Origin of the sequence: Lactiplantibacillus sp. YT640 (assembly GCF_049745435.1) — a bacterium.
GTDB lineage: Bacteria > Bacillota > Bacilli > Lactobacillales > Lactobacillaceae > Lactiplantibacillus > Lactiplantibacillus plantarum.
Map to the genome: position 1 here is coordinate 43,216 of NZ_JBMNVY010000010.1, position 14,559 is coordinate 57,774.

Sequence of the window (14,559 nt, forward strand, 5' to 3'; positions counted from 1 at the left end):
TGAAGAATTGTGCCAAATATGTCGTTGATTTATGGTCATCGGGGCGTTCCCGTTAAGTTTCCTGAGAATTCGCTAGCTGGGTTTGCGTATGCCATCAGTCATCATATCGATGGCTTAGAGTTTGACGTCCATCTTACCCAGGATCAAATACCAGTGATTATGCATGACGAACGAATCGATCGAACTACTAATGGGCAAGGGGCCATTGCGGATCTGACCTTCGAACAGTTGCGTAGATTTGAATTAGCAAATGGAGAGCCCGTCCCATCCTTACAAGAATTTTTAAACTTAGTGAGTGGGGAGCCCGTTCACTTGAACCTTGAGTTGAAGACTGATCGACACTATTATCTTGATATCGAGCGGATTGTGCTACGGATGGTCCGGCAGACTGACTTAATTTATCCGGTCGTTTTTTCGTCGTTTAATCTGAAGAGTTTACAGCGGGCCTACGCCATTGATGCCAGCCAGAAATATGCTTTTTTGACTTCAGCGCGTCTGGGTAATCCGGATGAGTTTGCGACTCACGAACACTTAGAAGGGGTGCATCTTGAACACTATCAACCTGTACACCATGTTGCTGAACGGGTTTGGACAGTGGATGAGCCAATCGTAATGCAACAATTGTTCGCAGCCTCGGTCAATGCGGTGATTACCAATAACTTTGAGTTAGCCCAACAAGTCCGGGCAGCCATGTAATCGAGCGCAATTGTGCTAGTGCGGCATTCAAAGATTGTCGTTTGGTAATGCGACACTACCCGCGCTACCTAGTTAGCTGGTCGCGAGTCATTAAGAAGTTTCTGTATTGTTTGCTCGCTAGATTGTGCGCAATAAAAGCGCTAGTCCCCATTATCGGGACTGGCGCTTTTAGCATGATTAATTAAACTGTGGTTGGATTGCGAATCTTGCCTAATTCAGAATCGATTTGAGCCAGCACTGCTTGTTGGTTAGCAGGTTTTTCCAAGTCGTACTGTTGTAAATCAATCTTCATTTTAGGGCTAGCATCGTATTCATCGTACCATTTCCGATAAGCGGTCCACATCTTATAGTAATAAGATTCCAGTTCAGGGTTGTGGTCGAACTGTTCGTAGTCGCGACCACGTTTCTTGATCCGGTAAAGAATCGTATCGAAGTCAGTTTCAGAGTAGACCATCAAGTCTGGTGCCTTCTTAGGCAGTTCAGTCAATTCGGTCATCATATTGTCTAGTAGTTGCAAGTAAACATTCAATTCAGTGTCAGAGATGTTTCCTTCAGCGTTGTTTTCTTTGGTGAAGAGGGCATCTTCATAGATGGAGCGGTCGAGGACGTTGTTATCGTCGGCCAATGCCTTCTTGATCATTGCAAAACGTTTGTTGAGGAAATAGATTTGTAATAGGAACCCGTAATTCTTAGGATCCGAATAATAAAGTGGCAATACGGGGTTGTCGCCAACCGGTTCGTAAAATGCCTTAGTTCCAAGGTGGTCAGCAATTAACCCCGTTAACGTGGTTTTGCCGACTCCAATCATTCCTGCTGTTATTATCACCATGATAGCCCCTCTTTATAAAAAATTGCACAATATATTGTATCTCAAAAAAAGTTTTAATACCATATAGACTTTTAATGAAAAATTTGCTTGGGAGCTATTTTCACTTATTTTTTAGCCTGTTCCTTTAATAAATCACGAATTTCTTCTAGATATTGCGCGGAAACATCGACTTCTTCTTCCTCGGGTTCTTCTGGTTCATTTTTAACCACTTTATTAATAATTTTCACCAGAATGAAAACGACGATGGCGACGATGAAGAAATTAATGATGGCATTTAGAAAGGACCCGTACTTAAAAGTAGCATCACCGATACTGAACTTTAGATTGGATAAATCAACTTTGCCTAAGAAAATCCCAATCAGTGGATTAATTAAGTTGTCTGTCAACGATTTAACAATGGCCGTAAAAGCGGACCCGATAATAACCCCAACGGCCAAATCAATCACGTTACCGCGGGCAATAAATTCCTTGAATTCTTTGATCATGCGACTCGCACTCCTTTATTAATTGACTGTTAACAGTATAGCCAAAATCAAACGCTGACTCAATCAATATACCAATCTAATTTAACCGTAAGCTTGTCCCTAACTAAAGCATACCCATACTAATTTGAGGTGGTATCATGATTAGTTTTGTTTGGATAGTGACTTAATGTTGTTCTGAATGATTGTTGTGGTGCATTTGAGACTAGTTAATGGTTTTAGTTAGTTGGGCTGTTGACTGACAAGCTAGATGACTTAGCGTGTGTGACATCCGGTCAAAATGAGTCTGTGAAAAGCAGTCTCAAGTAATGGGGAAGTCGTTTCAATATTAGTAGGGATTTTCACGAATACTAATAATATGGTAGTAGGTTAAGGTGTTGACCAGCGAATCAGAATTAACAGCACCATTTGGGTAAAGTCGTCAACTTAGTTAGCTGCTAAAAACGACTCTCTCTGATATAGAGAAAGTCGTTTTGGCAGTGTTTCGAGATCATAAATCCAAATAACTAATTCGTTTTATTGTCAGATGCTTTAGCTTGAGCCTTTCGCCGAACCAACGTGGCTAACTTACTCTGAGTGGCTTTGACGGCGACGGGGTCTTCAAAGTCAATTTGAGCCAGCCGAGGGTAACGACGGATAAAGAACAACCAGGTCAGAGCAATAAACAGCATTAGAATCAGTGCTAAGACGCCCATCTCAGGAAGAGCAGAATTACCAGTCATTAAGGTCTGCCGCAAGCCGTTGACGCTGTAACTCATTGGTAACCACGGGTGGATTGTTTGGAAAAAGTGACCTGACAGCTGAATTGGATACGTTCCGGCTGAACCACCGAGCTGTAAGACTAGTAGTACCATACTGAAGAAGGCGCCAGCTTTGCCGAAGACAAGGTTAAGCCAAGCGACGATCGTCATGAAGAGTAGCGCCGTTAGCGTGAGTAACAACCAAGTGGCAAACGGATGAATCGGGCTGAGTCCGTTGATTAACATCATCAAGCCGAGCATAATCGTACTTTCCATGATTGAAAAGACGAGCATGATGCTGGCCTTGCTACTCCACCAATCCAGTGCCGATTGCGGGTGTTTGCGTGGGGTATACATATCAAACATCATATTGAGGGCGAGCGCGCCGACAAATAACGAGACACTTAACATATACGGCGCCATACCAGTACCGTTGTTTGGTACATCATCACGGTCCTGGTGAGTTGTAGTGACGGGTTTGGCAACTTGTTGATACGTCAGTTTTGATGGATTGAGATTCCCCTTGCTTGCGGCCGTTCCTAATTTGGTCGCTAATGCTTGGTTACCAGTTTGAATCTTATTACCAGCGGTTGTAACTTGGTTAGCACCCACGGCTAGTTGCTGAGCTCCGGTGGCTAATTGCCCATTGCCACTAGTGAGTTGCTGACTGCCATTAGCGAGTGCAATACCCGTTGTGCCGAGTCGATGTAAGCCAGTGGTGACTTGTTGACTGCCCGTAACTAACTGTGAGATGCCAGTTGTTAAGCTGGGTAGGTTGGTCTGTGCAGATTGAAGACCCGTAGCCACGCGGCTGGCACCTTGTGTTAGCTGGTTGCCCTGGGTGCTGAGTTGACGCGTGCCCGCGGTCAGCTGTTGAGAACCCGCGGCAACTTGCCCCGCACCCGTAGCCAGTTGGTGACTTCTCTGATTGAGCAAGTTGGTGTTAGCATCCAGTGTTTTAAAGCCTTGGGTGAGCTGCTGGCTATTAGTTGTGAGCGTTGTTGTTCCGCTAGCCAAGTTTGTCGCACCAGTAGTGACGGCCCCAATGCCATTAGTGAGATTAGGTAGGACCGTGTTCAGCTGGGTTAGACTAGTACTCAGTTTGTTAGCCGCGTTACCAGCAGATTGAATACCGGTTGTCAGTGATTGCGCACCGGTAGTGAGTTGGGTGACCGTGGTGACAAGGTCAGCCTGCTGTTGAGTCGTGGCGCTGAGGGCCCTAGTCAAAGCAGTCGTATCTAGAGCCGGTTGCGTCGACTGGGCGATGGCCGTGGTTAAACTCGCAAGGGCGGCGTTGATGGCGTCACGGTTAGCGGATTGATCAACCGTTGCCAAAATGGCTGATTTTTGTGCCGCAGTCAAATTTTGACTGTTAGCGGTTGCGGCGACATTGTCGTGAAGCGCCGCACTAGTTTTAATAGCCGATGTCAGCGCACTTAGCGCGGTTTTAACGGACGATAAGTCGGTACCAGCAGCCTGCTTTTTCAGCGCTGCCACGGTTGCGCTAATCGTGGCTTGATTGTTGGTTGGTTGCTTAAGTTGCGTCTGCAATTTTTGCAAGTCGATGGTGAGGGACTGACTGTTCTGACCTAGTGTCTGGATGCCAGTAGTTAGCTGACTTGAGCCGCTCGTTAGGGCCGTCGTTTTAGCCGTTAACTGAGCGGTCTGTGCTTGTAGTTGATTAGCACCTTGACTAAGCTTGTTGGCACCAGTGTTGACCTTGCCGACACCGGCCGCATAAGCGTTTAAACCGGAACTAAGTTGTTGCGTACCAGTCGCCAGTTGAGCGGTACCACTACTGAATTGTTGCGTGCCACTGGCCACCTGATGGGCACCAGTATTGACTTTGACAGTCCCAGTATTCACTCGCTGGGCGCCAGCAACGTATTGATCAACACCTTGATTTAAAGTTTGAACCCCGGTGTTGAGTTGAGCCATGCCAGCAACTAACTGATTACTTTTGACGAGCAGTTGTGTTAGACCGGCAACCACTTTTTGGTTACCCACCTGTAGTTGTGAAATGCCATTAAGATATTGGTTTAAACCGACCGTCAGTGTTTGACTCCCTTGTTTTAGTTTCAGCGAACTAGTTGCGAGGGTGTCCAGGTTGGTGGCGATTTTTTGGTTGGCAGTTTGGAGCTGCTGACCACCGGTGGCTAGCTTTTGATTATTAGTAGCAGCTGTTTTGAGGCCACTGTCAAGTTGTTTGATAGCGGCAAACATCGTTTTGGCATAGCTCGTTGTAATCGTTTGGGCGACGGATGACCGAATCGAAGTGACCGCCGAATCGGCCATCTTGCTAGCGACGAAGTTATGACCAGCACTTGTATCATAATGTAGCACCATGGCTTGTGGTTGGTGATTGAGTAAGGTGGTCGCGTGGCGCGAAAAATTGGTTGGAATCGTGAGCACCATATAATAGCGACCATTTTTCAAGCCAGCTTGTGCCTGACTTGCGTTGACTTGTTGAAACTTCAAAGCGCTAGATTTTTTTAAATTCGTTGTTAAATTGCGCCCAACACTGAGATGCTTCCCTTGGTACGTGACTGGCTGATCATGATTGACGACGGCTACAGGTAAATTATTTAACCGACCGTATGGATCCCACATTGATCGTAAAAATGTCACGGCATAAATTGATGGAATGAACATAATGATTGCCATGACGATAATCATTAGTTTGTGTTTGCGCATATACGCCCATTCTGCTTTAATCATCTTTACTTGCGCTCCCTTAATTGTCTATTTTGTATGAAACCCCGTGTGTGCATTAAAGAGGATAACAGGTTTCAGAAATAGCACCACATCATCAAGACAGCATGTGGGGTTTAAACCCCATTTTGAGTGCAAGTGGGGTTTAAAATTAAGGGTAAGTTATGATTTTAAAAATATTATGGGTATACATAGCATGAATTGAGCTGTCATCAATTATGATAAAAATGTGTTAGTTAGGTTACTGGTCATCAGTAAATGTGCGTCCTACATACACCTTCTAGGTTGAGCGGCAATTGCTATAACATAGCCAACGTCGATTCGGCTGCGGGATTGTCCGAACGTGGAAAAGAAGCCCCTTACCATGATATTTCAAAGTAAGGGGCTTGGTATGAGATAAGCAGTTAAGATTTCCAGACAATTAGTTCATCTGGTTTGAAGTAGAGTTGTTGGCTAACACCAAACCGAACTAAGTATTGATCTTTAGCTGCGTAGTAGGCAATGATCGTTCCCACAATTCCCAAATATGGTTTTGGTAACTTGACGGTCGTTCCGATTTTTAAAGTTGACATGATTGAAAACCTCCTAAATTTTAGTCATTATCAAGGCCGTGACGACGGTAGGCATAGAAGAAGATGCCACAGGTAATCACGAGCCATCCGAGTTGCGTCAGTACCTCACGGAAGCGTCCATGAAAAGCCACCAGTGGTATACGAGGCGGTAATATAGTGATTAAGCGTGCTGCTATACAGATAACTGCTAAAGGATTTAAGGGTGGTATTGAACTGTTCGAAATTCGGTATCAGGCTTAAAATCAGCATCATTGGAATACTGTAGACGCCTGCTTGAGTTTGACTATTAGCAATCAGACCAATAATGTATCCGAGCACGAGACTCGTTAAACTAGTGATAATAGTAATCAATAAAAAGTTTCCTAAGTGAATTTGCGACCAACTGGCGCCGCTTAGGGGGACCAGTATCAAATTGGTTACAGTCATAATAGCTAGTGGTGGCAATAAACTACCGATAAAAAATTCGGGCCCGGTAATGGAAGAGGTCATTAGGACACGTAACGTATGGTGTTCTTTTTCTTCGGCTAAGGGATAACTCGTCATCATGATGCCACCCATAACGATATTAAAGCATAGTCCCATTCCCAGTAATAGGGAAATCAGGGCGACGTGTGATGGTGCTTTACTTTGCATAATACTCTTCATGAAAACGACGTACAAAATGGCCATGATTGGGGCAGTCATTAGACTCATATTTGAAATGATCAGTCTTAATTTAAGACCGAATAAGGCTTTTATTTTGGTTACTGATAAACTCATTTTAGGCTCCTTCCAGTTACGGTTAAAAAGACATCTTCAAGGGTCGGCTCGCACGAGTGAATCGTCTCAAGTTGCCCAGAAAGCATCCACTGATTAATCTGATAGGTCGTCTCAGGAGATGCGGGGAGTAACAAATCTTGCGCTGCCGATGCAATGTGGACGCGATACTGCTGGTCGCGATTATATTTTAATTGCAATGCTTGTGGGGCTGCACATTCTGCGATGCGGCCAGCGTTGAGTAAGGCGACACGATTGCAGAGACGAGTGGCTTCCAGCATATCATGAGTCGTTAGCAGAATCGCTGTACCCTGGTCGCGTAATTCCCTAATCAGTGCGTGAATTGCTTGGGTCGTGCGGGGATCTAAACCACTGGTTGGCTCATCGAGGAACAAGACTTGCGGTTGGTGAAGAATTGCTCGGGCCAGAACTAGCCGTTGACGCATACCTTGAGATAACTTACCAGCGAGTTTTTTCTTATGTTGACTGAGACCAACTCGTTCAAGTAACTTATCAACACGTGCAACCGGGACACCAAACATTTTCGCGAAGAATAGTAGGTTTTGGTATACCGATAATTTGTCGTAAAGCCCACTTTGATGCGTGACGATGCCGATTTTTTCATAGCGGTGTTCGTCGTATGCTTGGACAGACTGACCCAGGACGTAGGCTTCACCGTTCGTTGGTAATAATTGTCCGGTTAGAATTTTAATGGTGGTTGTTTTTCCCGATCCCGAGGGACCTAAAAAGCCAAAAATTTCACCTGGTTGGACGGTAAAACTAACTTGGTCCAGCGCGGTCGTATTTTGAAATGATTTGGCAATGTTAATCACTTCGATTGCATTTTTTATTGTCATCGTTGATCGCTGACTCCTTTAAATTTGATTTGGAAGCGTAGTGGCTTCTACAAAATCTAGTTTACTGGAACAATCGTCGAATGTGATTAAATCAAGGTGTAATGGGGCATATTGGGGCCGAATGGTGCATTATTTAGGCTGAATGGTGTCCTAAAAATTGATCAAAGCTTTTAAATCAGTGAGTTTACCGCGAGAGAGGGGCAGTTTACTTTTGTTTTTCAAGATTAACGTGTAACTATTTCGGGAGTAACTGATTAGTTCCGCGATTTGTTGTAAATTAACCAAGTAAGAACGATGACAGCGGAAGAAGCCGAGCGTCGTCAATTGTTGTTCTAATTCGCTCATTGTTTGCGATGACGTGAATTGTTCGCCACTGACGTTCAGTTGACTGACCCCGTTGACACTTTCAATAAAATCGATCTCGTTGGGGCTGAAAAAGACTGTTTTATCTTCAACCTTACTTGCAATTTTAAAAATTGGTCTAGGTGTATCTTCTGAAGTGTGTGCGGAATCGGAACTGCTTTCGGTCGCCAAATCAGTCAACTCGAGGCCCTGGTTTGGTCGATAGCGGAAGATAGTCGTACTGGTTAGGACAAGTTCTTCTAATGAGTAGGAGGTCAGCAGTACGGTGACGCCGTGTTCGCGAGTATAGGCTAAGGCTGCTAAGTACAGCTCAATGCCAGCGTTGGTCAAGTTGGTCAGGGGACTTTCAATTAGTAACAAGTCCGGTTGTAGGATGAACGCCCGCAGTAAGGCCAGACGTTGTTGTTGATCAAAGGATAAGTGCTTGATCTTAGTATGGGCGACGTCTTTGAGTGCGAAATACTGCAAAATGTCATCCAGGTCCGTCTCAAAGGTGCTGATGTGTTGAAAGGTCTTCAAATAAGTCGAGACTGTTAATTGCGGATAAAAGCCGTCATCATGAAAGATGGCTTGGATACGTGCGGGAGTGAGGCCAGTCATCACGCCACTAGTTTGGGGTGTCGTTTGGCGTAATAGGTTAAAGAGGGTCGTTGCCTCAACGTGGCTCATCTGAATGCCGATGTTACTTTGCGCTGGAATGGTGAGTGTGAAATCTTTTAAAATCGTTTGGTGTGCTTGTTGTTTAAAGATGTTGCTTAACTGAATTGTTTGCATGGTGAGAACCTCGTTGTTTTTAGTGTCTGAGTGAGGTGGTTAGAAAAAGGCCATATCACTCAAACAAATTGGCAAATCTGATGTAGACAGTAACAATATACCATATCGAAGTAGGCAGTTGTGGTTTGTCCTGATTAAGACCGTTATGTCAAAATGACAGCTGACATGATGCAAAATACCGCAATAAAAACAGGACAATGGACGGCCGGCATTCGTATGGCGGGTCAATATCCTGTTTTTTAAAATTAATGTTTGATGATTGAATGACTAACGAGATTGATCAAGTGGTCATAAAACACTTGGTCAATTGATAATAATAGCAATATCAGAAATGGCCAACCAAACGGTCTCTGTGGGTGATTATAAGCAATTACTGGCATCACTGTTAAGCCCATGTGGATGAAACTTCCTAATAAAATCAGCCACAAGCTGATTAGGGCCCATTGCGATTTTTGCCGCATGTTTATGCGCCTCCATAACAATTAAGTATGGCACAGCGATTAGTGCTTGACCAATTGATTCCAGAAGCAGGCAAAGTCATAAGTTGTGACTGAACCGCCAAGCTAGAATTTGTTTTTGAATTTCAACCAATTTAGATAGTGATCATGGGCTTTTTTCAGTTGTCGGTAGCGCCGGGGTTGTTTGCGGTAAAAATCCTGATGATAATTTTCTGCTGGCCAAAATTGCTGTAAGGGCTCAATGGCCACGACAATTGGTTTTTGATAACGTTGCGAGTCCACAAGCGCTTGTTTGGATGCTTGTGCAATGGTCAATTGATGTTGATTAGCATAAAAAATGACTGGCCGGTATTGGCTACCGCGATCATTGATTTGTCCAAAGCGGTCGGTCGGATCAATTAGTTGCCAATAAATATCGACAAGATTTTGATACGAGATTTTACGGGAATCGTATCTGATTTCCACGGCTTCAACGTGCCCCGTATATTGACCACTAACTTGTTCATAGGTCGGTTGGGCCCACGAACCACCGGTATAACCAGAAATCACATTATTAATACCGGGACGCTGATCAAAGGGCTCAACCATGCACCAAAAGCACCCACCAGCAAAGACTGCCCGTTCTTCATAAGGCGAACTAAGGGGTGGGTAAGCCGATACATTGTTTTTAGTCGGCATGGGTGCGTTGCCAGTGATGGCAAGATAAAAGTCCATAACATCCGGGGTCAAGTTATTCCGCATAGCTAATGGTCGCAAATCAGCTTCAAGCTGTTTTAGTTGCCCAGTCGGCGATAGCTGTTGCCGATTATTCTTGGCCTGGACTAGTAAATGGCGTTCCCAGTCACGCGTCGCCGGGTTGATGATTAAATTGTATAAGTCGCGCATTAAGGCTTCAGGTTTTGTTTTCATGGTGTCTCCTTAACTGGCTTATTTGCCGAGTATTAGCACGTACTTGCATTTTGACTGATTTGATTTTAGCACGGTGCTTTGGTAGCACATAATGTTATGATTTGTTTTCTATCACCCTGTCGTAAGCTACTCTAACAAGAAATGCAACCAGATGATATTGATGTGATCGTTAGTTGCATCTTAGTTATAAGCACCGTTTGGCCGACGTCAAAAATGGCGGCTATTATTGTGGGTATTATTCACCCAAGTCCAATTTGATTGGAAAAGCTTGCTATGAAGTATGGTTGATAGTTTATAATGAATCGCATGCGAAAAAAGGAGGAACTAAAATTGGATGATGAAGTCGCCAAATATACAACCCAAGAGATTTCAGTATTAGTTGGGATGAGTGTCTCTCAGGTCCATTACTATGATCGCCTGGGCCTAATTCCTAATCTAAGACGATCTGAGAATGGGTATCGTGTTTTTACGGAAAAGAATCTGATTTGGATGAAAAATTTGAAGATTTTTATTGATTCCGAAATGCCGTTGAAGGATATTCGTCAACTAACTGATTTAGTTGTTCAAGGCAAGCAAGCAACAGCGGAAAAGCGTCAAGCGATTGTTGAACATCATCTGAAAGAATTAGAGAAAAAACAGGCTGAACTTAAGAAACAGGTCGCATTCATGAACGGGTTTATTAAAACATATCAGCAAATGGAAAAGGAGTCCGATGAACGATGAATACAGTTTTAGTTATTGGTGCAACTTCGCCAACTGCCCAGGCCTTCATTAAATTAATGGAACGTGATTATCCAGAAATGACTTTAAAATTATTTGTTCGTAATCGCAAAAAGGTCCCGGCCTATCAGAAACGAGAACATGTTATTTTTCTGGGAGATGCAGCGAAATATACTGATTATGTAGCGGCACTCGAGGATGTCGATTATATTTATGATTCCGTTGGTGGGCTGAGCACTGGTCCGTACGTTAAGTTATTGTTACGTGCAATTAAGGAAACACAGGCAACAATTAAACGAATAGTCGATATTTCGGCAGGCGGTATTTACGGTGAATATTTGTCTGGTAATTTACCCTATTTATCGGCTGTTCGCACGCAACATCCTCAGTATACCCATGATCAGTTAGACAAACCGTTGTTATTTGCAAATAGTGGTATTCCCTTTACAATCTTTAGACCAGGACTAATTCAGAATGGACCCGAAACAAAAATTATTACGCACGGTCCTGAATTTAGAGCGATACCGGAGTCTGAATTTGCAATTAATCGAGATACGTTTGCTAGGGCAGCAGCCAATGCCTTATTTAATGATGACTACCACAATCAAAGTGTTGCTATTTCTAATGGTGAACTATTATAGAGGAGAAACTTTTGTATGAAGCGTTTAGTTGGAACTCTGTGCGGTATTATTAGTGCCGCTTTATTTGGGCTAGGTGGAATACTAGCACAGCCTTTGTTAAGTGAGCAAGTTCTGACTCCGCAACAGATTGTATTGTTACGGCTGTTAATCGGTGGGGCAATGTTGTTGCTATATCGTAACTTGTTTTTCAAGCAGGCTAGAAAAAGCACGAAAAAGATTTGGACACATTGGCGAATTTTAACACGAATTATGATATACGGCATCGCCGGCTTGTGCACGGCACAAATTGCCTTTTTTTCTGCGATTAATTACAGTAATGCAGCAGTTGCAACTGTCTTTCAGTCCACTAGTCCGTTTATTCTGCTTGTATTTACCGCGCTGAAAGCGAAAAGACTTCCCAGTTTATTAGCAGGAATGAGCTTAATAAGCGCATTGATGGGAATCTGGCTTATTGTTGAATCCGGATTTAAGACCGGATTAATAAAACCGGAAGCAATTATTTTTGGCCTGATTGCGGCTATCGGGGTTATCTTATACACCAAACTACCTGTTCCATTGTTAAACCAAATTGCCGCAGTGGATATTTTGGGATGGGCACTAGTTATTGGCGGTGTGATAGCGTTGATTCACACACCGTTACCAAATTTAGTTAGATTTTCAAAAACGCAGCTTTTAGCGGTTCTTATCATTGTTATTCTAGCCACCGTTGTTGCGTATGATCTTTATTTAGAAAGTTTAAAGCTAATAGACGGATTTCTGGCAACTATGACTGGACTATTTGAACCAATAAGTTCCGTACTTTTTGGCATGTTATTCTTGCACCAAATCTTGGTTCCTCAGGCCTTGGTTGGTATTATATTGGTTGTGGGTGCAATTATGATACTGAATTTACCTCACCATATCACGGCACCTGTTCCCAGCAAACCCTGTCAATGTACGATGCCTAATCAGTAGGGAATGATAAGCAATCAATAATATCAAAAGTACTGGCTTTAACAACATATTGAAGAAATACTGCCAATTAAAACATCGGTACTGCGATTACCTTTTCGTAATCATATAAAGCTATTGTTTTTTGAAAGTTGGGTCATTGAGCACAGTAATTGATTGTTTCAGTTTTAGAAATTGATTCTTAGCAGGTCGCATTTTTGAAATGTCTTAACAAACGACTAAGTTAAATTTCACAAATGGCTGTAGCACCTATAATTGCACGCTGTGCTAAAAACTGCGCGTATGTATGGATAAACATTGAGATTTCAACGCAAAAATAAAGCGGTTGCATTTCCGCACGTCTTTCGCTAGAGTGGAATAGTAAACCTAAAATGACCAAGTTTCAGATGGTCAAGCGGATGAGAGGGAACTTTAATATGTATAAAATGATTGTTTGTGACTTGGATGAGACCCTGATGAATGACAATGGTACGTTGTCAGAAAAGAATGCGGCGGCAATTCAAGCTGCGGCGGCTAAGGGTGTTTATTTTGTGCCGAATTCTGGTCGTAGTTATACCTCGTTTCAGAACGATTTGGAGACGATGGGGTTGCGGGACCAACCACATCAATATTCGATTTCTTATAATGGTGGTTTGATTTTAGAGAATAAGGATAATCGGCCATTGGCGGTGAATGCCATGCCATATGAGGTTGCTAAAGGGGTGTTTGAAGCGGGAATTGCGAATCAGCAGGCGGCGACGCATGTGTACACGCAGGATACGTTATATATTTACAATCCGGTTCCAAGTGATTCAGATTATCTACAAAACCGGGGCGTGACGTTCACAACTATGACGACGCCGGACTTTGAACAATTCAAAACGATGAACGTCATGAAGATTATTATGGCCTTGCCAACGATGACTGACCGCAAGCAAATGCGCGCAGACGTTGAAGCTATTGTTGATCCAAGCAAATTAGCCGTCACTTATTCGTCCGACCGTTACGTTGAGTTTAATCCGGCTGGCGTTGACAAGGGGACCGCAGCGGTTCAATTAGGAAAGCTACTGGGAATTACGGCGGATGAAATTATTGCAGCTGGCGATAACAGCAATGATCTCCCCATGCTGAAGGCGGTCGGATTGCCTGTGAGTGTCGCCAATGGTATCGATGCAGTCAAGGCCGCAGCTAAGTACGTGACGGTCGCTGATAACAACCATGACGCGTTAGCAGAGGTTATTAACAAGTTTATTTTATAGTACAAATTTTATTTAGAAAATGAAAGTTGCCATTTGGCGTTCAACTTTTACAAGTGGTATCATGATAATTGAAAATGTGGTAGTATGAAATAAATTATTTGTTACAAATTACTGAATGGGGGAACACGCATGAGTGCGATTCGCGACGATTTAGCTAAAGCGATTAAGAATACCAACCTCGTTGAAATCTATTCCAAGGGAACCAATGAGCAATTTAGTGTTGGCTATGTGATTCAGCAGGATGAGAAGTTTGTGCTGGTCCAAGCCGTTAATGTCGATGGTGAACTAGATGGGTTAGTGGTCTTTCGTAAGGCATCGTTAGCCCGCGTAATTAGTGACACTGATTATTTGAAGAGCATGGCGACGATCATTGCGCTGGCTAAGCAACGGGGCTATTATGATGTTTGGAACACTGAACGATTGATGAATAAGCTGCTGAAGAAGCAGAATAAGACTAAACATTCGCTCTTAAAAACATTGTTGAAGCAAGCTTTTCACCACGATCAAGTGATTCAGCTATCTGGTCGAATCAAAAAACATGGTGACAGCTATGCTGGCTTTATTCATAGTGAACATAAGAAATATATTGAATTTAATTACGTTGATATGTTCGATCTTGCAAAGCGCCCACAAATTGCTATTCGCTACGCTGAAATTGATGAAGCCAGTTTCCATAGTTTTGAAACCTTTAATACAACCGCGGTTATCGAGAGTTTTATGCCGGGTGATTTTCACTAATAATGATCTGTGAGCGGCACCGTTAATGAACGGGGGTCGCTTTTTTTATACCGTCGATCATGTGTGTCTTTTAAGACAATAAAGGCGTGTATAGCAAGCTTTGGAGACGGTTACGGGTATTAA

The 14,559-nt window shown here is 43.3% G+C and carries 15 protein-coding genes; 6 read left to right on the forward strand and 9 right to left on the reverse strand.

Annotated features, from left to right (window positions below):
• The first annotated feature begins 9 nt into the window (after positions 1–9).
• Positions 10–696 carry a glycerophosphodiester phosphodiesterase gene (locus ACOV1R_RS08425; protein WP_011101356.1) on the forward strand — a complete coding sequence of 229 codons (687 nt, stop codon included), beginning with the start codon at positions 10–12 and terminating at the stop codon, positions 694–696.
• 181 nt (positions 697–877) lie between these two features.
• On the opposite strand, the gene ACOV1R_RS08430 is transcribed toward ACOV1R_RS08425, so the two are convergent.
• The 9 genes from ACOV1R_RS08430 to msrA all read right to left on the reverse strand — a co-directional run bounded on the left by ACOV1R_RS08430 (position 878) and on the right by msrA (position 10,148).
• A complete protein-coding gene (locus ACOV1R_RS08430; RefSeq protein WP_003643169.1) occupies positions 878–1,525 on the reverse strand; it encodes a deoxynucleoside kinase in 648 nt (215 codons plus the stop codon).
• A 104-nt stretch (positions 1,526–1,629) separates the two neighbouring features.
• A complete protein-coding gene (mscL, locus tag ACOV1R_RS08435) occupies positions 1,630–2,010 on the reverse strand; it encodes a large-conductance mechanosensitive channel protein MscL (protein WP_003643168.1) in 381 nt (126 codons plus the stop codon).
• Between the two features lie 503 nt (positions 2,011–2,513).
• Positions 2,514–5,465, reverse strand: coding sequence for a YhgE/Pip domain-containing protein (locus ACOV1R_RS08440; RefSeq protein ID WP_015380142.1), 2,952 nt, complete (start codon positions 5,463–5,465; stop codon positions 2,514–2,516).
• Between the two features lie 398 nt (positions 5,466–5,863).
• Positions 5,864–6,031 (reverse strand): hypothetical protein, encoded by a 168-nt coding sequence (locus ACOV1R_RS08445; protein ID WP_003643166.1) that lies wholly within the window; start codon positions 6,029–6,031, stop codon positions 5,864–5,866.
• A gap of 105 nt (positions 6,032–6,136) precedes the next feature.
• Positions 6,137–6,790: an ABC transporter permease gene (locus ACOV1R_RS08450; RefSeq protein ID WP_225914145.1), complete on the reverse strand. Its 654-nt coding sequence runs from the start codon at positions 6,788–6,790 to the stop codon at positions 6,137–6,139.
• Positions 6,787–7,644, reverse strand: a complete 858-nt coding sequence (locus ACOV1R_RS08455) for an ABC transporter ATP-binding protein (RefSeq protein WP_003643164.1) — start codon at positions 7,642–7,644, stop codon at positions 6,787–6,789. The genes ACOV1R_RS08450 and ACOV1R_RS08455 overlap by 4 nt, the downstream gene beginning before the upstream one ends.
• A gap of 150 nt (positions 7,645–7,794) precedes the next feature.
• Complete coding sequence (locus ACOV1R_RS08460) at positions 7,795–8,781, reverse strand: LytTR family transcriptional regulator DNA-binding domain-containing protein (RefSeq protein ID WP_003643163.1); 987 nt, start codon at positions 8,779–8,781, stop codon at positions 7,795–7,797.
• A gap of 245 nt (positions 8,782–9,026) precedes the next feature.
• Positions 9,027–9,242 carry a hypothetical protein gene (locus ACOV1R_RS08465; RefSeq protein WP_003644243.1) on the reverse strand — a complete coding sequence of 72 codons (216 nt, stop codon included), beginning with the start codon at positions 9,240–9,242 and terminating at the stop codon, positions 9,027–9,029.
• 102 nt (positions 9,243–9,344) lie between these two features.
• Positions 9,345–10,148, reverse strand: coding sequence for a peptide-methionine (S)-S-oxide reductase MsrA (gene msrA, locus ACOV1R_RS08470; protein ID WP_003643161.1), 804 nt, complete (start codon positions 10,146–10,148; stop codon positions 9,345–9,347).
• Positions 10,149–10,478: 330 nt separating this feature from the next.
• On the opposite strand from msrA, the gene ACOV1R_RS08475 reads away from it, so the two are divergent.
• From ACOV1R_RS08475 to ACOV1R_RS08495, 5 genes are all read left to right on the forward strand, one after another.
• Positions 10,479–10,871: a MerR family transcriptional regulator gene (locus ACOV1R_RS08475; RefSeq protein ID WP_003644245.1), complete on the forward strand. Its 393-nt coding sequence runs from the start codon at positions 10,479–10,481 to the stop codon at positions 10,869–10,871.
• Positions 10,868–11,509, forward strand: coding sequence for an NAD(P)-dependent oxidoreductase (locus ACOV1R_RS08480; protein ID WP_003643159.1), 642 nt, complete (start codon positions 10,868–10,870; stop codon positions 11,507–11,509). Before ACOV1R_RS08475 ends, ACOV1R_RS08480 begins: the two co-directional genes overlap by 4 nt.
• A 15-nt stretch (positions 11,510–11,524) precedes the next feature.
• On the forward strand, positions 11,525–12,463 hold the full coding sequence (locus ACOV1R_RS08485; protein WP_003643158.1) for an EamA family transporter: 939 nt from the start codon (positions 11,525–11,527) through the stop codon (positions 12,461–12,463).
• Positions 12,464–12,876: 413 nt separating this feature from the next.
• A complete protein-coding gene (locus tag ACOV1R_RS08490) occupies positions 12,877–13,698 on the forward strand; it encodes a Cof-type HAD-IIB family hydrolase (RefSeq protein WP_003645254.1) in 822 nt (273 codons plus the stop codon).
• A 129-nt stretch (positions 13,699–13,827) separates the two neighbouring features.
• Positions 13,828–14,436: a hypothetical protein gene (locus tag ACOV1R_RS08495; protein ID WP_003643156.1), complete on the forward strand. Its 609-nt coding sequence runs from the start codon at positions 13,828–13,830 to the stop codon at positions 14,434–14,436.
• The last annotated feature ends 123 nt before the right edge of the window (positions 14,437–14,559 follow it).

Coding starts and splice junctions, on each gene's coding strand:
- ACOV1R_RS08460 (WP_003643163.1), bottom strand. CDS start 8,781: ATGCAAACAATTCAGTTAAGCAACATCTTTAAACAACAAGCACACCAA.
- ACOV1R_RS08455 (WP_003643164.1), bottom strand. CDS start 7,644: ATGACAATAAAAAATGCAATCGAAGTGATTAACATTGCCAAATCATTT.
- ACOV1R_RS08485 (WP_003643158.1), top strand. CDS start 11,525: ATGAAGCGTTTAGTTGGAACTCTGTGCGGTATTATTAGTGCCGCTTTA.
- ACOV1R_RS08430 (WP_003643169.1), bottom strand. CDS start 1,525: ATGGTGATAATAACAGCAGGAATGATTGGAGTCGGCAAAACCACGTTA.
- ACOV1R_RS08480 (WP_003643159.1), top strand. CDS start 10,868: ATGAATACAGTTTTAGTTATTGGTGCAACTTCGCCAACTGCCCAGGCC.
- ACOV1R_RS08465 (WP_003644243.1), bottom strand. CDS start 9,242: ATGCGGCAAAAATCGCAATGGGCCCTAATCAGCTTGTGGCTGATTTTA.
- mscL (WP_003643168.1), bottom strand. CDS start 2,010: ATGATCAAAGAATTCAAGGAATTTATTGCCCGCGGTAACGTGATTGAT.
- ACOV1R_RS08445 (WP_003643166.1), bottom strand. CDS start 6,031: ATGTCAACTTTAAAAATCGGAACGACCGTCAAGTTACCAAAACCATAT.
- ACOV1R_RS08490 (WP_003645254.1), top strand. CDS start 12,877: ATGTATAAAATGATTGTTTGTGACTTGGATGAGACCCTGATGAATGAC.
- ACOV1R_RS08440 (WP_015380142.1), bottom strand. CDS start 5,465: ATGATTAAAGCAGAATGGGCGTATATGCGCAAACACAAACTAATGATT.
- ACOV1R_RS08495 (WP_003643156.1), top strand. CDS start 13,828: ATGAGTGCGATTCGCGACGATTTAGCTAAAGCGATTAAGAATACCAAC.
- msrA (WP_003643161.1), bottom strand. CDS start 10,148: ATGAAAACAAAACCTGAAGCCTTAATGCGCGACTTATACAATTTAATC.
- ACOV1R_RS08450 (WP_225914145.1), bottom strand. CDS start 6,790: ATGAGTTTATCAGTAACCAAAATAAAAGCCTTATTCGGTCTTAAATTA.